The 19,973-nt window shown below is 66.1% G+C and carries 16 protein-coding genes and 1 tRNA gene; 8 read left to right on the top strand and 9 right to left on the bottom strand.

Going from position 1 to position 19,973, the window contains the following annotated elements:
* Positions 1-39: 39 nt before the first annotated feature.
* The 4 genes from QMF22_RS01690 to QMF22_RS01675 all read right to left on the bottom strand — a co-directional run bounded on the left by QMF22_RS01690 (position 40) and on the right by QMF22_RS01675 (position 3,707).
* Positions 40-927 (bottom strand): aminodeoxychorismate lyase, encoded by an 888-nt coding sequence (locus tag QMF22_RS01690; protein ID WP_283449721.1) that lies wholly within the window; start codon positions 925-927, stop codon positions 40-42.
* A gap of 202 nt (positions 928-1,129) precedes the next feature.
* Positions 1,130-2,050: an anti-sigma factor gene (locus QMF22_RS01685; RefSeq protein WP_283449720.1), complete on the bottom strand. Its 921-nt coding sequence runs from the start codon at positions 2,048-2,050 to the stop codon at positions 1,130-1,132.
* Positions 2,047-2,631, bottom strand: a complete 585-nt coding sequence (locus QMF22_RS01680; RefSeq protein ID WP_283449718.1) for a sigma-70 family RNA polymerase sigma factor — start codon at positions 2,629-2,631, stop codon at positions 2,047-2,049. The genes QMF22_RS01685 and QMF22_RS01680 overlap by 4 nt, the downstream gene beginning before the upstream one ends.
* Before the next feature lie 446 nt (positions 2,632-3,077).
* Positions 3,078-3,707: a DNA-directed RNA polymerase subunit beta gene (locus QMF22_RS01675; RefSeq protein ID WP_283449716.1), complete on the bottom strand. Its 630-nt coding sequence runs from the start codon at positions 3,705-3,707 to the stop codon at positions 3,078-3,080.
* Between the two features lie 95 nt (positions 3,708-3,802).
* Here QMF22_RS01675 and QMF22_RS01670 point away from each other — a divergent pair.
* A tRNA-Lys gene (locus QMF22_RS01670) sits at positions 3,803-3,875 on the top strand.
* A gap of 65 nt (positions 3,876-3,940) precedes the next feature.
* Here QMF22_RS01670 and QMF22_RS01665 read toward each other — a convergent pair.
* Positions 3,941-4,480: a pyridoxine/pyridoxamine 5'-phosphate oxidase gene (locus tag QMF22_RS01665; RefSeq protein WP_283449714.1), complete on the bottom strand. Its 540-nt coding sequence runs from the start codon at positions 4,478-4,480 to the stop codon at positions 3,941-3,943.
* Between the two features lie 265 nt (positions 4,481-4,745).
* On the opposite strand from QMF22_RS01665, the gene QMF22_RS01660 reads away from it, so the two are divergent.
* The 4 genes from QMF22_RS01660 (at position 4,746) to QMF22_RS01645 (ending at position 10,441) form a co-directional block, all read left to right on the top strand.
* On the top strand, positions 4,746-5,228 hold the full coding sequence (locus QMF22_RS01660; protein WP_283449712.1) for a hypothetical protein: 483 nt from the start codon (positions 4,746-4,748) through the stop codon (positions 5,226-5,228).
* 100 nt (positions 5,229-5,328) lie between these two features.
* Positions 5,329-5,817, top strand: a complete 489-nt coding sequence (locus QMF22_RS01655) for a hypothetical protein (RefSeq protein WP_283449710.1) — start codon at positions 5,329-5,331, stop codon at positions 5,815-5,817.
* A 56-nt stretch (positions 5,818-5,873) separates the two neighbouring features.
* Positions 5,874-6,347, top strand: a complete 474-nt coding sequence (locus QMF22_RS01650; protein ID WP_283449708.1) for a hypothetical protein — start codon at positions 5,874-5,876, stop codon at positions 6,345-6,347.
* On the top strand, positions 6,344-10,441 hold the full coding sequence (locus tag QMF22_RS01645; RefSeq protein ID WP_283449706.1) for a LamG-like jellyroll fold domain-containing protein: 4,098 nt from the start codon (positions 6,344-6,346) through the stop codon (positions 10,439-10,441). Before QMF22_RS01650 ends, QMF22_RS01645 begins: the two co-directional genes overlap by 4 nt.
* Here the strand turns inward: QMF22_RS01645 and QMF22_RS01640 are convergent.
* Both QMF22_RS01640 and QMF22_RS01635 read right to left on the bottom strand, forming a co-directional pair.
* Positions 10,438-11,670 (bottom strand): GAF domain-containing protein, encoded by a 1,233-nt coding sequence (locus QMF22_RS01640; RefSeq protein ID WP_283449704.1) that lies wholly within the window; start codon positions 11,668-11,670, stop codon positions 10,438-10,440. The two genes, QMF22_RS01645 and QMF22_RS01640, sit on opposite strands and share 4 nt — an antisense overlap.
* A 50-nt stretch (positions 11,671-11,720) precedes the next feature.
* Positions 11,721-13,058: a DUF445 domain-containing protein gene (locus QMF22_RS01635; protein ID WP_283449702.1), complete on the bottom strand. Its 1,338-nt coding sequence runs from the start codon at positions 13,056-13,058 to the stop codon at positions 11,721-11,723.
* A 303-nt stretch (positions 13,059-13,361) separates the two neighbouring features.
* On the opposite strand from QMF22_RS01635, the gene QMF22_RS01630 reads away from it, so the two are divergent.
* On the top strand, positions 13,362-15,566 hold the full coding sequence (locus QMF22_RS01630) for a heavy metal translocating P-type ATPase (RefSeq protein WP_502846891.1): 2,205 nt from the start codon (positions 13,362-13,364) through the stop codon (positions 15,564-15,566).
* Positions 15,567-15,720: 154 nt separating this feature from the next.
* Here the strand turns inward: QMF22_RS01630 and QMF22_RS01625 are convergent, their stop codons facing one another.
* Complete coding sequence (locus tag QMF22_RS01625; protein WP_283449700.1) at positions 15,721-17,634, bottom strand: primary-amine oxidase; 1,914 nt, start codon at positions 17,632-17,634, stop codon at positions 15,721-15,723.
* Between the two features lie 162 nt (positions 17,635-17,796).
* Between QMF22_RS01625 and QMF22_RS01620 the strand changes: the two genes are divergently transcribed.
* Complete coding sequence (locus tag QMF22_RS01620) at positions 17,797-18,441, top strand: TetR/AcrR family transcriptional regulator (RefSeq protein ID WP_283449698.1); 645 nt, start codon at positions 17,797-17,799, stop codon at positions 18,439-18,441.
* Between the two features lie 73 nt (positions 18,442-18,514).
* Here the strand turns inward: QMF22_RS01620 and QMF22_RS01615 are convergent, their stop codons facing one another.
* Positions 18,515-18,733 carry a hypothetical protein gene (locus QMF22_RS01615; protein ID WP_283449696.1) on the bottom strand — a complete coding sequence of 73 codons (219 nt, stop codon included), beginning with the start codon at positions 18,731-18,733 and terminating at the stop codon, positions 18,515-18,517.
* 199 nt (positions 18,734-18,932) lie between these two features.
* Here QMF22_RS01615 and QMF22_RS01610 point away from each other — a divergent pair, with 199 nt between their 5' ends.
* Positions 18,933-19,934, top strand: coding sequence for an AraC-like ligand-binding domain-containing protein (locus QMF22_RS01610; RefSeq protein ID WP_283450724.1), 1,002 nt, complete (start codon positions 18,933-18,935; stop codon positions 19,932-19,934).
* Positions 19,935-19,973: the final 39 nt, after the last annotated feature.

The following is a 19,973-nucleotide window of genomic DNA, read 5'->3' as shown; positions in this document are numbered from 1 at the left end:
CGGCAGCTGGCGCGGTGACGGGCGCGGCGAAACTCCCGACTAGGCCGTGCGGGCCAGCAGGTAGGCGTTCAGGGTGTCGGTCAGCGCCTGATCGGCGGGAAACGGCTCGCCGTCGAGGGCGACCACGGACACGGCCAGGCGCACGCTGGAGACGAGCCAGGCGGCATCCGCTTGGCGAAGCTCGTCAAGCGTGACGTCGCGGTATTCGACCGCAGAACCCTGCGCGCGCAGGTAGTCGAACATGCTCTGCTGCGTGGTTCCGTGCAGAATGGCACCGCTCGGCGCGGGCGTCACATACTCGCCGTTGATAAACAGCACGACACTCGAGGTCGGACCCTCCATGACGAAGCCGTCGGTGGTGAGAAAGATGGTGTCGTCGGCGCCGCGCCGGTGGGCCTCGCGAATGGCGGCCATGTTCACCGCATAGCTGAGCGTTTTCGCGCCCATCAGCAGCCAGGGTGCCTTTTCGGCGACTCCGCGCGGGTAGCCGCGGTCGAGGGTGATCACCCGCACGCCGCTGCCGCGCACCGCAGTGAAGTCCGACGCCGCGGCCGCGTGCAGCCAGGCCGTGGGTGCCGGACCGTGCTCGACGCCGCGGCTGAGCACGAACTTGAGCGCGATCTCGCCCCGCTGCGGTATGCGCGACACGGCGTAGGCGATCGCGGCACGCCACTGCTCGGCATTCGGCACCGGAAGCTCGCAAATGCGCGCAGAGTTGCGCAGCCGGCTGATGTGCGGCTCGACCTCCTGCGGGTGGCCGTTGACGACGGCGAGGGTTTCGAAGATTCCATCGCCGCGCTGCGTGCTCAGCTCGCCGACTCGCAGCGCCGGGGCGGTCGACTCCATCTCGTGGAACGTGTCGCTGAAGTCCTGCTGCAACGAGTCGGCGGGCACTGGGTCGATCAGCAGGGTGAAAGGCAGTCTCATGGTTTGAGCCTACTTCGCGCCTGGCGTGGGTGGGCATCCGCTCAGGTGAAGCGGATGCGGCCGCCTCGGCCCGCGTGTCGCCCGCGAGCGCTCGCCAATCTTCGCAATTTTTTCGTGGAAAGGACAAATTGCGCCCCCGCACAGGCTGGCGGCGGCCAGCGAGGCCCCGCTGAGGCCGCCTCCGTCAGTTAGCTCTGGAACGTTAGCTCTGGAACGCGACGATCGGGTTGGTCGTGGGCTGGTCGGATCCGCCGTTGGGTTCCACGGTGACACCCACCTGATCGCCGGCGTGCATCGTGCCGTCGAGCACTCGCCACGCCGTACCGTCGCCGGTCGAGTCGAAGGTTCCGGCCGAAGCTGCGCCGTCCCCGTTGATGTACCAGAGTTGATAGTCCTGATCACTCGGCAGCACGGGCAGCTTGTCAACCAGCACCGCGGAGATTCCGAGTTTGTTGGACCAGACGAGGGTGGCTTCCTGGCCGTCGGCGGTGGTCGTCGCAGCGCGCTGCGAGTCGTCGGCCGCGTTGATCTGGGCGAGTCCGGAGGCCTGTTGGGACTCGAACTGGTTGCTGTTCAACACCTGACCGAAGAAGGATCCGCCGATGAACAGCGCGACCGCGGCCGCGGCGGCCAACATGAACTGTGCCGGACGCTTGAACCAGCGGGCTTGGGCCCGCTCGGTTGCCGTTCGGTGCGGGCCGGACGCGGTACCGGAATTGATGTCCGTGACCGCTGACGCGGAGCCGGCGGGCGCGCCGCCGCCGGAGGTCGGCGTCGTGGAGGTTGGCTTGGCCGGCAGGGTCGAGGTGACGACCGGGGCAACGACGGGAGCTTTGTGGGTAGCGGAGGCGGGGGCATCGGTTGTGCCGGCCGTGAGCGGCGGAAGCTGCGGGGTCGACGCGAGCAGGGACATGAGGTTCGCCTTGAGCGCGCTCGAGGGCTGCACGGGGGCCACCGCGAGGCCGAGGGCCACGGCGGTGTCGTTCAGTTCTGCAGCCTCGATGCGGGCCCGCTCGGATTCGGCGAGGTGCGCTTCAAAGGTGGCCGTGTCGTCAGCGTCGAGGGCGTGCAGGGCGTAAGCGCCGGCCAGATCGGCCGGGTGCTGCTCGTTGCGGCCGGTCATGATGCCACGCCCAATTCGTCGCGCAGGCGGATGAGGCCGTCGCGGAGCCTTGTCTTCACGGTGCCCAAAGGGATGTGGAGTTGCTCGGCGACCTCGCTGTGACTGTACCCGCCGTAATACGCGAGGCTCACAGCCTGACGCTGCAGCTGTGTCAATCGAGTCATCGCCTTCTCCACCCTTTCATGTTCGAGTCGTACTTCAACAGTTTCCGCAACGTGATCGTAGGCAACGGCCAGATCACGGATTCCGATTTTGGTATCGCGGTCACGTCCGGCCTGCGACGACCGAATTCGGTCGACTGCTCGCCGGTGTGCCATGGTCAAAATCCAGGTGCTCGCTCCACCACGAGTCGGCTCGTAGCGCGACGCCGACTGCCAGATCTCCAGGAAAATCTCCTGGGTCACCTCTTCCGACTGTGCGTGATCGACGAGCAGACGCTTGACGAGGCCAAGCACCCGCGGGGCGATCTGGTCATACAGTTCTCCGAAGGCCGATTGGTCGCCGTGGGCTACTCGTGCGAGCAGCTCCTCCTTGGTGGCAGGGGCTGCCGGCGCGATGTCTCCGGCGGAATCAACAGTCATGAGATCTAGCATGTCAGGTCTTTTCCCGTTGCATGACTAGGGTTCGGTGCGGAAAGGGTAACGGATTGGTCACCGTGGCAGAAACTTCGCATTAAAGCGGATGCCTGCGGCGCCGCTGCGGGCTGTAGCAGGGTCTGCGCGTCGCCGAGGCGGGCATCCGTTGTGTTCCACGTGGCACGTGTTCTTTGGGCAGAGTAAAGGTCGGGCCGCAGAGCACCTCTCGGCGCGAGGCCGCTCGAAGCGGCGAATAATGGAACCCGGGATTACTGCGGCCCGACCAGACTCCAGTGTATTCGAGCTGGGCGGTCGGCGGCGAATGTTCGCCGTTGGCGCACAGGTTGCACGGGCGGGCCCACCTTAGGAAAGTGGGCCCATGATTGATCATGGTCCCAGTTTCCGGGCCCGGGCCCGGAAAGCGGGCGGGGCAACTACACGCCCGACTCGGACTACTCCAGGGAGTCGCGGCGCCAGAGGCGCGCGCAGGCGGCGAACTCGGCCGCGGTGGTCGAGAACCGCAGCGCCCGGGTCGTCAGCTCAGACGAGCGGTGCGGCTCGGTCAGCTCGAGATCATCGGCGATGCTCGTGGCCCCCAGCGCCGTCACCCGGCAGTATGCGGCGCCACGATCCAGCGCCACCGCGAAGTCGCCCGTGAACAGGCCGCGCAGAATCTCATCGGCCAGCACCATGATCTCCGCCGGCCCGGTCGGCACCGCGGCGCCGGCGACCAGCGGATCGATCGTGGCGGCAGCATCCGTTCCCCGCTGGTAGAGGTAGGCGCACCCCTCCGGATCCTGCCGAATCAGCATACGAATCAGGTAAATGCGCCAGAGTGCGCCTGGCAGGCTGCGCGGCGTGGCACGCGACCATAGCTCGGCGACCGCATCGATGCCGTTTTCGTCGGTGTAGGCAACCAGTCGCTCGACCGTCTCGGGGTCGGGGTCGCTGCGTACTCGGTTGAGCAGCGCCTGCGCGGTCTCGTGCGCGACGCGGCTGATGGCCGCCGGATCGTCGCCGCCCTGAAATGCCTCGAATTTGATCCCCGCGAACAGGGTGGGCTTGTGAAAGTTGTCTGCCACGGCGGGTTCTCCTTCGGGTTTAGACGGCGGTTTTTTGCTGTCCCCCACGCTACCCAGAAAAGCTGAGCGCGAATCCACGGTAGATTAGAACCTACGGGCCTCTAGCTCAGTTGGTAGAGCAAAGGACTTTTAATCCTTGGGTCGTCGGTTCGAGCCCGACGGGGCCCACAATATCCGCGTAAAGACGCGGCAGATGCGCACTGAATCCGCTGGATTCGGTGCGCATTTGTGTTTCAGCGGTCATAGCGGTGACGGATGTGGTGACGGTCACTGCTCGCCTGCCAGAACTCGACCTCGGTGGGGTGCAGGGCATACAGCTGCCACTCCGGGTTGGCCTGGCTGTCAGCTCCCGGGCGTTCCTCCCAGTCCAGAGCGGATGCCTCAGCCGACAATAAAAACACCTCACCCACCACGCGCACCTGCCTCCCCAGGGTGGCCCAGTAGAAGTTCATGGCCGCCTGGGGGTTGGAGGCGAGCTCGCGCCCCTTGCGGGAGCCCCGTGTGCTTGCGAACTGCCAGGCTCCGAAATCGACGCCCGCTGCCGCAGGCTCAATGTTCTTCAGAATGAGCATGCGCGACGACACGGCCGACTCCGCCGTGGCGGTCGCGAGGCTGAACGCGTGCGGCTGGAGCACGCCGGCCGCGAGCGCGTGCTCGAACCAGTTAAGAAAGAGTTCGACCGGATCGCTGGGCGCCAGCACCGGATCGAAGGCGGGCAACAGGTCGGGAAAGTCGGGCAGGACGCGCAGTCTGCGCCGCAAGGAATCGCTCACGCCGCGATCCTATCGCGCGCGGCTTCGACCACGCTCAGCGCGCCAGGCACGGCCCCGCGCCGAACCTCACATTGCCATTATCGGCATCAACGAGACCACTGGGTAGGGCCGAAAGTCCTGACTAGCGCCCAAGAAACCACCCAGTAGTGGGACTGTCGGCGCCCACCGCAAGACCGTAAATTTGAACTATCAGCACCGTGCGATTTCGATGACGCTATCCCCTGCTCGATGAATTCTTCCGCCTTATTCGCTCAGGAGCAGAACCATGCGTAAATTGTCCAAAAAAGCATTCGCCGTTGCCGTGACGACGGCCGTTCTGGTCGGCGGCTCCGGCGTAGCTTTCGCCTTCTGGACCGCGGGCGGCTCGGGAACCGGCACGGCGACGGCCGGCACCGTGACGGCCATCACCGCGCAGCAGACCACCACCGTGGCCGGGCTCATGCCGGGCGTCGCCGCCCAGACCCTGAGCGGTACCTTCACCAACTCGAACACCAGCCCGGTCTACGTCAGCACCGTGACCGCGAGCATCGCGAGCGTCGTCAAGGACGCCGGTGCCGTCACCGGCACCTGCGGCGCGTCCGACTTCACCCTCGCCAGCCCCGTGATGACGGTCAACGCGGAGGTTCCCATCGGCGGCGCCGGAAAGGGAGCCTGGACCGGAGCCACCCTCGCGTTCAACGACCTGTCGACCGTCAATCAGGATGCCTGCAAGAACGCGACGGTCAACCTGCTCTACACAATCGCCTAGGAGAGACACCGCACATGAATCGGGGTTGGGCCGGGCGGCCTGACCTTCTTCGTGCGGTAACGCGCCCACGACTGTTCACCGCCAGACCGAGGAATTCACGATGAGTGCCGCCGCGCGCAACCGCTTCGTACTCGGCAGCGCCCTCGTCGTCGCCACGGGGATGGTCATTTTCTGGGTGTACTCGCCCGGCTTCAGCATTGCGAATTCCGAGTTCGACATCAACGCGCACGCCACCATCATCGGGCCGTTGAGCCCGGGCGTTTCGGTTCCGATCGACCTCAAATTCGACAATCCCCACCAGTTCAACCTCGACGTGACCGATCTGCGGGTGCTCATCGATAACGTCGATGCACCGAATGCGGATGCCGACCACCCCTGCACTGTGGTCGACTTCGAGGTGTCGCAAATCAGCCTGGCGGTCGCTTTGACCATTCCCGCGCACCTCACGCGCGCGCTCAGCGAGCTCGACCTGCCCCGGGCGAGCTGGCCGCAGGTGGGGATGCGCCGTTCCAAGAATAACCAGGACGGCTGCAAGGGCGCGCTGATCACCCTGGACTACTCGGCCGCCGGAGCGGCGACCCTGCTGTGAGCCCGCACACCCTTCCGCAGCTTCCGCAAGAGGTACGGCGCAGAATTCCCAAGGAGATGATCCTTGCCGGGGTGTTCTTCATGATTGCCATGAGCCTGGGCGGCGTGGCGTACTCGCTCTGGTCGGCGTCGGGCCGGGGTACCGGTACCGCCACGGCCGGCACCACACGTCCGGTCACCCTCCGCGACGCGACACCCGCAGCAACGCTCTACCCGGGCGGCGCCACAAACGTCGTTCTGCGCGCCACAAACCCCAACGGTTTTGTGGCGCACATCGGGTCGATCTCGCTCGACACCAGTCGCGGAACCAGCGCCATCGTCGCCGACAGCGCGCACTCGGCCTGCGCCACCAACGCCCTGAGCTATTCCGTACAGACCAACGGCACTGCCGGTTGGAGCGTTCCGGCCCAGGCCAATGCGGTGCCGGGCTCGCTTGCCATCTCGCTGCCGAACGCTTTGTCGATGAGCGCGGGCGCGGCATCTGCTTGCCAGGGCGCGAGCTTCACGGTCTATCTGGTGGCCGGATCATGACGCCCGCCCGCCACCGCAAGCGGCTCTACAACGCGCCGTCCACCCGCACCCGTCGGTGGCGCCTGGTGCGCCGGCTGATTGCCGTGCCCCTCGCGTTTGCTATGGCCAGCGGTGTGGCGTGGGCGTATTGGAGCGCGGGATCCGTCGACGGCAGCAGCGGGGCATCCGCTGCCAGCAGTGTCAACGCCGGACCGACACCGACCGCGACCTCCGCAAGCAGCACGGTGACCGTGACCTGGGCAGCGTCGACGCTGGCCGACGGCACGACGGCCGTGAGCGGCTACAGCGTGAGCCGGTTTGATTCCACGGGCACGACCGCACAATTGATGCAGAGCTGCACCGGCACCATCGCGGCCACGAGCTGCACCGAAACGGGCGTACCGGCCGGCTCCTGGTCCTATCGGGTCACCGCCCTGTTCGCCACAAATTGGAAGGGCGCGGCGAGCGCGAAAAGCAATATCGTCATCGTCGACACGACGGCGCCAGTGAACTGGTTTGCCCTGTCGTCTGGCACCACCAATGCCTACAAATCAGGCAGCACAATCTACTATCGCGGTGCCCTGCCCGGGTCGTTCACACTGACAAACTCGGTAACGGATGTCGGCAGCGGCCCGGCCTCAAGCTCTACCGCAGCCCTCGGTGGCACCAGCACCGGCTGGAGCCACGACCCGAGCACGGTGTCCACGCCGACCAGCGGCCCCTACGTCTCCGCGGCTTTCACCTGGGCGGCCGGAACGACAAGTTCACCGACGGAGACGGTGACCGCCCGCGATGTGGCCACCAACACCACGCCGACCACGCTGACCTACCTCAACGACGCGTCCGCACCGACCGGGGGCGCCCCCGCCTACACCGCCGGCTATCAGCCCGGGCGGGCGGTCTATATCGACTACACCGGCTCTGACGCGGGCTCCGGTGTGGCAACGCAGCAGCTCCAGCGCAAGCAGTCCTCGCTGAGCGGTGGCATGTGCGGCAGCTACGGCGCCTGGGTGAATATGAGCAGCTCCGTTCCGACCGCGAGCTACACCGACACCAGCGTCGCTGCCGGCCTGTGCTACATCTACCAGTACGTCGTGACCGACCGAGTCGGCAACACCGCCACATTCCCCAGCTCGAACGTGGCCCTGATCGACTACGCCGGCGCCGTGGCTGCGACCTCGGGAATTGTCGGCCAGTGGCGGCTGGGCGAGGCGGCGGGCACCGGCTTGTCGTCGGATTCCTTCACCGGCCCGGCCGGGTATCTGAAAAATCACCTGAGCGAGCAGTCCGTGCAGTGGACGGAACTCGACAGCACCGATAGTCGAATTCTGGGCGGTCGTGCCATGCGGGTCGGCATCGGTTATTCCTTGAACTACCTGCCGATCTCCCGGTCGAGTGCCAACTACGCCGTCGAAGCCGACCTCTACAACGCCAGCACGCTGGCGGGCGATGTGATCGGCCTGGTCAGCCGAATGAACACGTCGAGCTACAACCTGTACGCGGGCGGCTGGTTCGGCAACGCGGACGGTACCGGTGCCTGGCGAATCGCCGAAGCCTCCGGCGGAAATTACACGCTCCCATCCTCCGCCACGAGCACTGCCCAGTCGGCACTGGTCGTGGGTGAGACCTACCGCCTGCGGCTGGAGGTCAGCGGCACAAGTTCGACGGTGCTCAACCTGTACGTCAACGGTGTGCTGAAGGCGAGCTACACGGATACCTCGTCACCGACCACTCCGAGCGGAGTCGCCGGCTTCATCGATGGGATCCCGGAAAACCGGGTGACCAAAACCACGTCCACCGGGCTGCAACTCGACCACTTCGAGGTCATTCCCCTCACCTACCCCCGAATCGTGCCGAGCGTCGGCAGCAATGTCGGTGACTACCTCAGCGGTCCAACCCTCGGCGCGGCCGGAATCGACGCGTCCCGCGGGGGAACCAACACGGCCGCGACTTTCGACGGCGTGGCCGACTACGGTTCGATCGCCAACCCGGTGAGCTCGGCGTTCTCGATTGAGCTGTGGTTCAAATCCACACAGGGCCTCGGCAGCGGATGCACGGCGTGGTCGCAGGGCGCCGGTCTGGTCGATGCGTCGTCAGCACTCGCCCCGTACGGCTTTGGTATCTCCCTCTGCGCGGACGGCTACGTTCTGGCCGGAACCGGCACGACCACGGTCAGGAGCCCTGCCGGCGGCTACGACAACAACGCCTGGCACCACGTCGTGCTCACCCGGGCCTCGAATGTGCTCGTGTTATACGTCGACGGCGTCAGCGTGACATCCTCGTCGGGCACGACGGCCTCCTTGGCCAGCCCGCTCAACATCAACCTCGGGCGACTGCAAACGGGCACCAACTACTTCGCCGGCACACTCGACGAAATCTCCGTCTACGGCACCGCGCTAAGCGCCGCGACCGTCAACAATCACTTTCAGCTCGGAAACTCCCCGGCCGCAGATATCAGAGGGCCGTCCGGCGGTTCGGTGGCCCTTGTCGGGCTCACCGGTACCGGCTCGGCGTATTCCACCGCCACGTCGCTCAGCCTCACCCTCAACCCGGGAACGGATGCCAGTGGGCTGGCTTCCGGCGCCCACCTCGACCGCGCGACGGCCACGTTGTCGTCGTCGGGTACCGCCGACGGCACCTGCGGCACGATGGGCAGCTTCGCCCTCGTCGCGACCGACCCGGCGGCATCCCTGATTGACAGGGTCACGAGCCCGGGCTGCTACCAGTATCGCTACGTCGTGCTCGATACCAGTGGCAACTCCACCACGTACACGAGCGCGGTCGTGAAGGTCGACAGCGCAGCGCCGTCGACGCCGACCTTCTCGTCGTTTGCGGCATCCGCTTCGACCAACAGCTATTGGAGCTCTACGACCGGCACGGTCTACTACCGGTCGGGCCAGACGTCCGGATCGTTCACCGCCACGGCGAGCGCCACCGACACCGTCTCCGGGGTCAAGGCCTACAACTTCACCGCCCCCGGCACCAACTGGACCTCGAGCGGCGGCGGAACGACCGGCGTGAACACGTATGTCTGGAGCGGTACGCCGTCGGGCGGCGGCGCCAGCGTGACCGCCACGAACAACGCTGGGCTCACCTCGGGCAGCGCCACCTTCACGCTGACGCCCGACAACACCGCGCCGAGTGGCGGCACAGTCACCTCTCCGAACGGTGCGACGACCAGCACGTCGGTCGCCGTGAGCTTTGCTGCCGGCAGCGATGTCGGTTCGGGGATCGGCAAGCGAACCCTGGAGCGCGGAACGGCAAAGCTTTCGGGATCGGCCTGCGGAAGCTATGCGTACTCAACGGTGCTCACCATCCCCCCCGGGGTCTCCACGACAACGTTTACCGACAAGGTTTCCAGCGCTTCCTGCTACACCTACCGATTGGTGATCTTCGACACTGTCGGCAATTCGTCCACGGTGACCAATTCGAGCGTGCTGCAGGTCAAGTCGACCTACTCCGCGACCGTTCTGGCAACCAGCGGCCTGGTCAGCTATTGGCGGCTCGGCGATGCCGCATCGTCACCGACATTTGTCGACAGTCAGGCCGGTCAAACCGGAACCTTCACCGGTTCGCCTGTTCTGGGATCGGCTGGCGCTCTCGCGGGCGACCCCGACACCGCCGCGTATTTCGGCGGATCCGCGTACGGCAGGGCTCCCCATTCCTTGAACACAGATTTTTCAATCGAGCTGTGGCTGAAGTCGGTGAGCTCGAAAGGTTCGACCTGCCAGGCCTGGTCGGATGGAACGGCCATGACCTACACAACGAGCAATGGAGGCAATCTCCGCGTCGGGGTGTCGTTGTGCGCCGGGCAGATCATCGCCGGATCAAACACGAACAACTCCGCAGCCAATATCGTCTCGGCCACCGGCTACAACGACGGTGAGTGGCACCACGTTGTCTTCACTCGCGCCGGAGCGGGATCGATCGTTCTCTACGTCGATGGCGCTGCCGTAAAGACTCTGGCAGGACCGGCCGGAACACCGACGACAACAACGCTGAATTTTGCGGGATCCTCGAGTAACACTTACGTCGGCACACTCGATGAGATCGCCGTGTACAACACAGTATTGTCGGCTGACACCGTCGCGGCTCATCAGGCGGCCGGCCGTTAGCGGCTACCCAGTTGCGGCGGCAACCGCAGCTCGCGCTGCACCAGAAGTGCGAGTTCGCGCAGCAGCACTGGGTCGACCTCGGCGAGCGAACGCGGCTTCGGATCGAACACGCAGAGTGCCCCGATGCGCTCCCCCGACGGGGACTCGATGGGAAACCCGGCATAAAAGCGGATGCGCGGGTCACCGTGTACCAGCGGGTTGTCACTGAACCGGGCGTCAGTGCGCGCATCCTCGATGATGAGCGGCCCGTCCCCGTCAATGGTAATCGCGCAGAACGAGTCACTGCGCGGCATCTCGGTCACCGCGACCCCCGCCCGAGCCTTATTCCAGTGGCGATCGTGGTCAATGATGCTGATCAGCGCCGATTCCGTGTCGAACAGGCGCTGCGCGAGTACGACCAGGCGGTCGAATCGGGCCTCGGGCGCGGTATCGAGAATTCCGAGTCCGTCGACGGCCGCCTGCCGCGCAAGTTCGCGAGCGTCGGCATCCGCTAGGTAGGTCAGGCCGGGGCTGGCGATGCCGAGGCGCGCCTCGTCGAGGCTGTCGGCCATGGCGCCGGCCAGCAAAGCGGCCCAGCGACGATAGTCGGTGGAAGTGCGGTGCCGGTCTGGAGTGAGCGTCGCGGCGGGCGAGAACGGCACGAACGTGGTGCGCGGCGCGTCGGCGGCGAGCCGCTCGCTCACGGCATTGAGGTCGGTGGCTGACCAATCCGCGATGAGGACGAGCGGGCGCTTAAAGATCTCAATGCTGCGAATGGGGGGAATTCCGAGCACGAAGATGGTCGTGCTGCGTGACGTCTCACGTTCCAGCGCCGCGAGCAGGGTAGCTAAACGGTCGCGCCACTCGGTGACGCTGGTGAGATCGAGCGCTTCATTGACGCCGAGCGTGACGACGACGGCGTCAAAGCGGCCAAGCCGGGTGTCGGCGAGGGTGGTGAGCGCATTCACGGCGGTCATGGTGCGGCTGGACAGAAGGTCGATGTCAACGCCGCGACCGGTGCGGGCCGAAAGTTCGCGGGCGAGCCAGCCGGGCAGGGCGAGCTGGTGACTGAGCACGCCCCAGCCCACGGCCGGTCCGCAGCCGAGAATGAGCACCCGGTCGCTGTCGATTCCGGCGGCGTGGGCCTGCGGTGCGTCGCTCGGTCGCGGCAGGTGGCGGTCCTGGCGCTCGGCTGAGGCCGTCCACACTCGCATCAGGGGGCGGAGCGCCCACCGGGTGAGGTCGTGCATTGGAGCCTTTCGTTCTGACCAGTCTCCCCCGAATCAGGGTCAAAAGCGATTCAAAACAGCGCGGCCACCGCGTGCGCGAGGGTGAAAATGGCCAGACCAGCGAGGGCGCCGACCACGGTTCCGTTGATGCGGATGAATTGCAGGTCACGGCCCACCTGCAGTTCGATCTTCTCGGCCGTCTCCGCGGCGGGCCAGCGCTCCACGGTTTCGGTGATCACACCGGCGATCTCATGCCGATAGTTGGCGACGACGTAGCTTGCCGTGTCGGCGAGCCAGCGGTCAATGCGCGCGCCGAGGGCGGCATCCGCTGTGAGGCGGTTGCCGACATCGTGCAAGGTTGAACGGATGCCCACCCGTAGTGCGCTCGCCGCGTCGTCTAACGCGTCCGTGAGCGAGACCTTGATCGCCTCCCAGGCGTCCCCGACGAACTCGCGCAGCTTGGCATTGTCGAGAATCTCGGCCTTGAGGCTTTCGACTTTGGCGATCATGGCTGATTCGTATTGCAGGTCGCGCATGACCTCGCTGAGGTACTCGTCGATGGCCTTGCGCACCGGATGCCCGCGGTCGTTTCGCGCAGACGCGACAAACGCAAGCACCTCACGGTAGGCCTTGTCGTCGACGAGTTTGTCGACGAAGCCGGGCAGCCATGTTGGCAACCGCTGCGACACCACGCGCCCGAACGCCTCGGGATGGGCGCGCAACCAGCCGTCGGCGCGGTCGAGCAGTAGGTCGACGGCCGCGTGCTGCTGCCCACTGGTGACGAGGCGCTCCCCCACCTTTCCCAGGCTCGGACCCCACTCGGGCTTCACCAAGTGTTCGCGCGCGACGGATTCAATGAGGTTCTTGATAGCGTCGTCGCCGAGCAGGTTGAGCAGGCCCTGGCCGGCAACGGCGAGCTCGTTGGTGAGGCGTTCGGCGTTGGATGTATCGGTGAGCCAGGCGCCGAGGCGGCGGGACGGCTGCATGGATTCGAGCTTGCCGCGAATGACGGTTTCGGACAGGAAATTGGTCTCGACGAATTCGCCGAGGCTCGCACCGATCTCGTCTTTGCGGTTGGCGATGATGTTGGTGTGCGGAATTTTTAGCCCCAGCGGGTAGCGAAACAGGGCGGTCACGGCGAACCAGTCCGCGATCGCGCCGACCATGCCGCCCTCGGCTGCGGCGCGTACGTATTCGAGCCAGGGGTAGCTCTCCTCCAGGGCGAACGACACCGTGAAGATGACCGCCATAAGAGCGAGCAGCCCGGCCGCCAGACGCTTCATGCTTCTCAGGGCGGTACGGCGTGCCCGGTCATTCGGAGATTCTGCTGGGGACGCGGTTTCTATTGACGCGCCCGAGGTCGGGTCGGGGGCAACTTTCTCGTTGTCCGGGGTTCTGCTCTGCGCCATGGCTCAAGCCTGCCCGATTGCGGGGCTGCACGGGTGCACATTTGCGAGCGGGTTGCGGCATCCCGTCGCCGACCTGTGAGTTCTGCGCGCCGACCCGAGCAAACTGCACCTGCATGGACCGTCCATCTCGCCAGAGGGCAGGCGACCACGAACGATGGCGCACCGTGGGTCACCGACATATTCTTGACCACGAGGACGCCGGCTTGATGGGAATCGTCCAAGCCCGCTGTCTGAACTCGCGCGTGGGTATACCCTTAGGGGGTATCAGTTGAATTATCGAGAGAATCGGCATCGAGGAATGAAATGACGCAGCCCGATCTGAACCACGGCAGCACGGATCACGCTGATCCGGTGGACGAGGGCATGAACCACCCTGACATGCCGGACGTGACCGTGGCCCACGCCGGTATGGGCCATGGGAGCACGGACCACGGGAGCATGGACCACGGCGCCATGGACCATGCCGGCCACGGCGACCACGTGGCCCAGTTCCGTCGGCTGTTCTGGACCATGCTCGTCATCGCCGTGCCCGTGGTCGCGTTCAGCCAGATGTTTTCAATGCTGGTCGGGTACACGCTGCCCGCTGTCGTCGGCATCAACTGGATCTCCCCCGTTCTCGGCACCGTCATGTATGTCTGGGGCGGCCGCCCGTTCCTCACCGGGGCCGTGAGCGAGCTGAAATCCCGGAAGCCCGGCATGATGCTGCTGATCGCCCTGGCGATCACGGTCGCGTTCCTCGCTTCCTGGGGTGCGAGCCTCGGCGTGATCGACGTCGAGCTCGATTTCTGGTGGGAACTCGCGCTGCTGATCGTGATCATGCTGCTCGGCCACTGGATTGAAATGCGGTCGCTGGCGCAGACATCCACTGCCCTGGAATCGCTTGCCGCACTACTGCCCGATGAGGCAGAACGCCTCGACGGTGACGAGATTGTGCTGATTTCGCCGAGCGAGCTGGTGCTCGGCGACCTCGTTGTGGTGCGGCCGGGCGGGCGTGTGCCTGCCGACGGGCAGGTCACCGAGGGCACCGCCGACGTCGACGAATCGATGATCACCGGCGAATCCCGGCCGGTGCAGCGCTCGGTCGGCGATCAGGTCGTGGCCGGCACGGTGGCGACCGATTCCGCCCTGCGGGTGCGCGTCACAGCGGTCGGCGATGACACCGCTCTGGCTGGAATTCAGCGCCTCGTCACCGAAGCGCAGAGTTCCTCGTCGCGGGCGCAGCGCATCGCCGACCGCGCGGCCGGCTGGCTGTTCTGGTTCGCGCTCGGCTCCGGCGTAATCACCGCGATCGCCTGGACCCTCCTCGGCCAGCCGCAGGACGCAGTGGTGCGCACCATCACCGTGCTGGTGATCGCCTGCCCGCACGCGCTCGGGCTGGCGATTCCGCTCGTTGTGTCCATCGCCACCGAGCGCGCCGCGAAGGGCGGGGTGCTGATCAAGGATCGCCTCGCTCTCGAGAGCATGCGGCAGGTCACCTCGGTGCTGTTCGACAAAACCGGCACGCTCACCAAGGGCGAGCCGACGGTCACTCACGTTGCCGTTGCCGCCGTTGGTGTCAGCGTCAGTGAAGCGGATGCCGCGGCGAGCGCCCCTCAGGCGGGTTCGGGTTCGACGCAGTTCACCGCAGACGAGGTGCTCGCGTGGGCGGCGGCGGTAGAAGGTGACAGTGAGCATCCGCTCGCCCGTGCCATCGTTACGGCTGCACGCGGCCGCGGGCTGACCGTACCGCGCGCGACCGAGTTTCAGACCGCCGCGGCGGTTGGCGTGACCGGTCTGATCGATGGACACCACATTGGTGTCGGCGGGCCTAGCATGCTGCGCGAACAGGGGGCCCGGCCGTTGACCGAGACCGTGGCCTGGCAAAGCCAGGGCGCGATCATTCTGCACGTGCTCCGCGATGGCATCGTGATCGGCGCGATCGGCCTGGCCGATGAGATTCGCGAGGAGTCACGGCAGGCCGTTGACGCGCTGCACCGGTTGAAGATTGAGGTCGTCATGATCACCGGAGACGCCGAGGCTGTGGCCCAGTCGGTGGCCACGGAACTCGGTATCGACCGGGTGTTCGCGGGCGTGCATCCGGAGGACAAAGCGCGCAAGGTCGCCGAGCTGCAGCACGAGGGCCGCCGCGTGGCAATGGTGGGCGACGGCGTCAACGACGCTCCGGCACTCGCCCAGGCCGATGTCGGCATCGCGATCGGTGCCGGAACCGATGTGGCGATCGCGTCGGCCGGCGTCATTCTCGCGAGCGACGATCCGCGTTCGGTGCTTTCGGTGATCGAGCTGTCGCGGGCGAGCTACGGCAAGATGAAGCAGAACCTGTGGTGGGCGGCCGGGTACAACCTGCTGTCGGTTCCGCTCGCCGCCGGGGTGCTCGCGCCGATCGGATTCGTGCTGCCGATGGAGATCGGGGCGCTGCTCATGTCGGTGTCGACCGTGGTCGTTGCACTCAACGCGCAGCTGCTGCGCCGCCTCGACCTGCGGCCCGAGGCGAGCGTGCGCGCGCGGTAGCCCGCGCCGCGGCATCCGCGGGTCTGGGCCCACCTGAGCAAATCGGGCCCACGATCGATCGTGGTCCCACTTTCCCGGCCCGGGCCCGGAAAGCAAGCGCACACAATCTCTTGAGGCCTGGGCCCCGTCCGCAACACAACGTGCGCGACAGGGGTCAGTGGCAGTGACCGCCGGAGGCGGGCGGCGTGTTCGCGGGGACGTCCAAGACGGGGCTGCGGTCGAAGAAGCCGTCGGGGCGCAGCTTGAAGCCCACGGTGTCGACCGGCATGATCGGCCAGTCCTCGACCCGTGGAAAGTGGGTGAGGCCGAAGGTGTGCCAAAGCACGATGTCCTCGCCGTCGATCGACCGGTCTGCCGCAATGTACGCGGGCAGTCCGGCGCCGCCGGAATGCTGGTTCACGAAGTCGCCGGTGGGATACCGCTCATCCTCGGCGAAGCGGGTCACCCAGAGACCCTTGGTGGCGAACGCCGCACGCTGGGCGACCGACGATGACGGGTCGGCGAGCAGCATGGGCAGCCCCTGCGGGTGCAGCTTGTAGGCGACGGGTTCGCCGAGGCGGTTGAGGGAATTGGGGTTGGAGACGTGCCAGGTGCGGCCGATGGCGGCATCCGCTTGTCTGACGCCCTCGAGCTCGGTGGCGAGCAGCGTGCGCTGGCGGGTGAAGGCGTTGCCGCGTTCGTTGCCTGGACCCATCGGAACGCGCACGACGTCTTCTTCTTCGACCCGGTTGGTGTCGCCGTCGAGGGCCATGTCGAGGCGGGCGCTGAATAGGTGCTGGTGAAAGGGGGCGCCGAGTCCGGGGGCGATTTCGGAGGCGTAGCGGTAGCCCTTGCCGGCGTAGGCGCTCGTGAAGACGACTCCGGTGGCCTTGGCCTCGAATTCGATGGTGCCGTCGAGGTAGAGGTACCAGTAGAAGCCGTAGTCGTAGTTGCCAACGGTGGTGAAGAAGCTGATGACGAAGCGGCGGTTGCGGCGGGTGTACTCGATGCCGCTCCACAGGTCGCTGTGCTTGGCGAGGATGCTCCAGTCCTCCTCGTGCATGCAGATGCCGTTGCGAATCTCGCGCGGGTTGCCGAAGCCGTCGGTGATGACCGGGCTCAGGTAGGTGATCTCGCCGAGGCAGTCGCAGCCGAGTTCGAGCGAGTTGGCGTACTGGCCGACGAGGTATTCGCCGGTGTCGAAGTAGTTCTGCCAGGACCGCACGGGAGCCGGATCGCCATAGGGCACGACCATCTCCGCGATCGACGCGCGACGGATGATGGACCGCCTCCTGTCGCCTTCGCGAAAGCCGATGTTGTGCAGCACGACGCCCTCGCGCACGTCGAAGCCCACGTCGAGGCTCCATTTCTCCCACTCGATGTGGTTGCCGCCGGTGACGGTGAAGCTCACTCCCTCAGGCTGGGTGATGCTGATCGGCTTGAGCGTTTCGCGCAGGGGGCCGGTGAGGGCGGGGTCGGTGTAGTTGCCGTGTTCGGCAGGAATGGGCACGACGCCGTAGTCGAGCACCTGGTCCACGGTCTTTGCGACGATGTCGACGTAGGCGACGAGCCCGTCGATCGGGTGCGCCCAGGCACTGTCCGCCGGAAAGTTCTGCACGAAGGCGAGGCCGCGCAGAATGCGGTGGCCCTTCTCGTTCGGGTACTCGAACACGCCGGCCGAGAGGGGCGCGACGCGCACCTGGGCCACGTCGAGGCCGCGGGCTGCGAGGGCAGCGAGCCAGCGGGCATCCGTTGTGAGCAGTTCTTCGACGGCGCCGAATTCTTCTTCGAGCACGGGCAGTTCACCGGTGAGGGCGGTGTCGAGGGTGACGCGGGACTCGACGGTGCCGTTGGTCGCAGAGACGATCACGTCGGTGGGGGCCGCGCCGGACACGTCGTGCAGAAAGACGCGAAAGCGACGGTTGATTTCGGTGGCGCCCCGCGGCGGATCAAGCAGCCCGAGATAGGCGACGCGAATGCTGTCGCCGAACAGGTCGGCGTCGGCCAGGATCGTGCGCACGAGTTGCAGCTCCTGCGTGGTGGGTAGCGCGAAGTTGGTGACGATGTCGGCAGTCTCGGCGGTGAGCATTGCGTCTCATTTCCTGGATCGGCCCGGCGGTTGCGGCTCCGGGGATTTATTTCCTATGGTTGTAGAATATAAATGGTCAGCGCTGCTGCTGGCAAGCCTTTCGAGAATCTTTCTGACAAGCTGAGGCTCCCAGCTATAACCGGCACCACCAGAAGAGGGCCCATGCCGAAAGTCGTCGATCACGACCAGCGCCGCGTCGAGCTGGTCAATGCCACCTGGCGCATCATCGCCCGCCACGGCATCGAGGGTGCCACCCTGCGCGAGATCGCCACCGAGGCCGGCTTCGCCAACGGCGCGCTCAAACCCTATTTCGGCACCAAGGACGACCTTCTCACCTTCGCTTTCGGGCACGTGTTCAGCCAGACCAACCTTCGCATCGAACGCGGGGCCGGCGGCCTGACCGGGCTCGCTGCGCTGCGCGCCTTCTGCCACGAAATCCTGCCGCTCGACGAGACCCGCGTGAGCGAGGCACGCATCGTCATCCCGTTCTGGCAGAAGGCCCTCACCAATGCCGCCAAGGCGCAGCTGCACGATGAGTCGATGCTTCAGTGGCGCCTCGCGCTCCTCGGCCACCTGGCCGAGGCACGCGCGACCGGCGAGGTGGAGACCACCATTGCCGACACTGATGTTGTGGGTCACCTCATGAACGTGCTCCTCGGCGCGCAGATCACGGCGGCGCTCTCCCCCGACGCGCACGCCCCCGAGCAGCTCGTGGCCCAGCTCGACGGTTACCTGCACCTGCTGGCGACGGATCGTAGCGTCCCTCGCGACGCGGCCGGCGCTCGTGAGCGCGCCCGAAACGGGTAGCCGCTACGCCGATTACCGCAGCGGGCGGACACCCAGCTCGGACGCCGTCACGAACCAGCGGGGCGACCGAGGCTCACTCTGTCGGCGCGTCATCCTTCGACTGGGACCGTGAGACTCGCACCGGCAGCAGAGTCCACAGGAAGGCCGAACCGCAGGCGGCCGACAAGGCCAGGAGTGCGCCCTGGTCGAAGACCACGCCGAACACCGCGAACAGGGCTGCGGCGGCCAGAGATGCCCACCCGACTCGATGACGAACCAGCTGAGCTGCGGCCAGGCGCGCATCGTCATCCATTTTTTGCGCTCCACTCCCGACCGGTCATCACTCTCCGGATACTAGCCAAGTTCCGTCGATCTGCGCGCAAATCTATTTTCGCCGAGTGTCGAAAAAAGAATGACAATGGAGCCACGCAGGACTACATTGGCTGCAGACGATCATAAAAGCCCCTGAGGGCCGATCTGGTCAGGACCCGGCGAAGGAGCTGCGCGTGACGATGACAGTTGTGAACTCGGTGACGAAAGCCGCACCCCACCCGCTCAACCTAAGCGTCCCGACGCCAACGCCGGCCGAGAGCGTGCAGTGCGCCATCGCCGACTCCTTCTCCCAGTGGCGCACCCTCGTGTCCCAGTCCTTCGTTCCGCTCGAGGTGCGCAGTGCCTCCCGCAGCTTTCACGGCACCCTGCGATCGCGTGTGCTCGACGAGCTCTCCATCGTCGAGGTCACCGCCAACGGACACCAGGTGATTCGCACACCGTCGCTGATCGCGGCATCCACGCGGCAGTATTTCAAGCTGAACCTGCAATTGACCGGCACCGGTCTGCTCGTGCAGGACAACCGGGAGGCCACACTGCGCCCCGGCGACCTGGCCGTGTACGACACCAACCGGCCATACACACTCGAGTTCGAGAAGGACTTTCGCACCCTCGTGCTCATGTTTCCGCACGACGTGCTCGACCTGCCGGCTGATTCGGTGGGCCAGCTCACCGCCGTGCGGCTGCCCGGCGACGCCGGGCTCGGCCGCCTGATCAGCCCATTCATGGTGCAGCTCGCAGAAAACCTCGACGTGCTTTCCGGCGCGAGTGGGCACCGCCTCGCCTACAATGCCGTCGACCTGATCGCGACCATGTTCGAGAGCGAACTGAACCTCCGCCGCGACCCGGTAGCGGGGGCGCACGGTGATCTGCTGGGGCGCATCCGCTCCTACGTGGATGCCCACCTGGGCGACCCGGAGCTGTGCCCGGCGACCATCGCGAGCGCCCACTTCATCTCGACCCGGCACCTGCACAACGTGTTCCACGAGGCCGACAGCACCGTGGCGAGCTGGATCCGCAGCCGCCGGCTGGAACACTGCCGCCGCGACCTGCGCGATCCCATTCTGGGTGACCGCTCGGTGGGCACCATCGCCGCTCGGTGGGGCTTCGTCGACGCCGCGCATTTCAGCCGCATCTTTCGCACGGCCTTCGGCGAAACGCCGAGCACCTATCGTCGAGCCTGAGCCCGCTTTCACGGTCGCGCGGCACGCTTCGTCAGCGTG

It is taken from the genome of Cryobacterium sp. PH31-L1 (assembly GCF_030063145.1).
In the GTDB taxonomy this organism is placed as follows: Bacteria; Actinomycetota; Actinomycetes; order Actinomycetales; family Microbacteriaceae; genus Cryobacterium.
Note: the sequence above shows the minus strand (reverse complement) of the source record. Positions and strands in the feature narration are given on the sequence as shown.

Bases quoted from the DNA above. Each gene is read 5' to 3' on its own strand.
- QMF22_RS01690 (WP_283449721.1), bottom strand. From the start codon at position 927: ATGAGACTGCCTTTCACCCTGCTGATCGACCCAGTGCCCGCCGACTCG.
- QMF22_RS01685 (WP_283449720.1), bottom strand. From the start codon at position 2,050: ATGACCGGCCGCAACGAGCAGCACCCGGCCGATCTGGCCGGCGCTTAC.
- QMF22_RS01680 (WP_283449718.1), bottom strand. From the start codon at position 2,631: ATGACTGTTGATTCCGCCGGAGACATCGCGCCGGCAGCCCCTGCCACC.
- QMF22_RS01660 (WP_283449712.1), top strand. From the start codon at position 4,746: ATGCGTAAATTGTCCAAAAAAGCATTCGCCGTTGCCGTGACGACGGCC.
- QMF22_RS01655 (WP_283449710.1), top strand. From the start codon at position 5,329: ATGAGTGCCGCCGCGCGCAACCGCTTCGTACTCGGCAGCGCCCTCGTC.
- QMF22_RS01650 (WP_283449708.1), top strand. From the start codon at position 5,874: ATGATCCTTGCCGGGGTGTTCTTCATGATTGCCATGAGCCTGGGCGGC.
- QMF22_RS01645 (WP_283449706.1), top strand. From the start codon at position 6,344: ATGACGCCCGCCCGCCACCGCAAGCGGCTCTACAACGCGCCGTCCACC.
- QMF22_RS01640 (WP_283449704.1), bottom strand. From the start codon at position 11,670: ATGCACGACCTCACCCGGTGGGCGCTCCGCCCCCTGATGCGAGTGTGG.
- QMF22_RS01635 (WP_283449702.1), bottom strand. From the start codon at position 13,058: ATGGCGCAGAGCAGAACCCCGGACAACGAGAAAGTTGCCCCCGACCCG.
- QMF22_RS01630 (WP_502846891.1), top strand. From the start codon at position 13,362: ATGACGCAGCCCGATCTGAACCACGGCAGCACGGATCACGCTGATCCG.
- QMF22_RS01625 (WP_283449700.1), bottom strand. From the start codon at position 17,634: ATGCTCACCGCCGAGACTGCCGACATCGTCACCAACTTCGCGCTACCC.
- QMF22_RS01620 (WP_283449698.1), top strand. From the start codon at position 17,797: ATGCCGAAAGTCGTCGATCACGACCAGCGCCGCGTCGAGCTGGTCAAT.
- QMF22_RS01615 (WP_283449696.1), bottom strand. From the start codon at position 18,733: ATGGATGACGATGCGCGCCTGGCCGCAGCTCAGCTGGTTCGTCATCGA.
- QMF22_RS01610 (WP_283450724.1), top strand. From the start codon at position 18,933: ATGACAGTTGTGAACTCGGTGACGAAAGCCGCACCCCACCCGCTCAAC.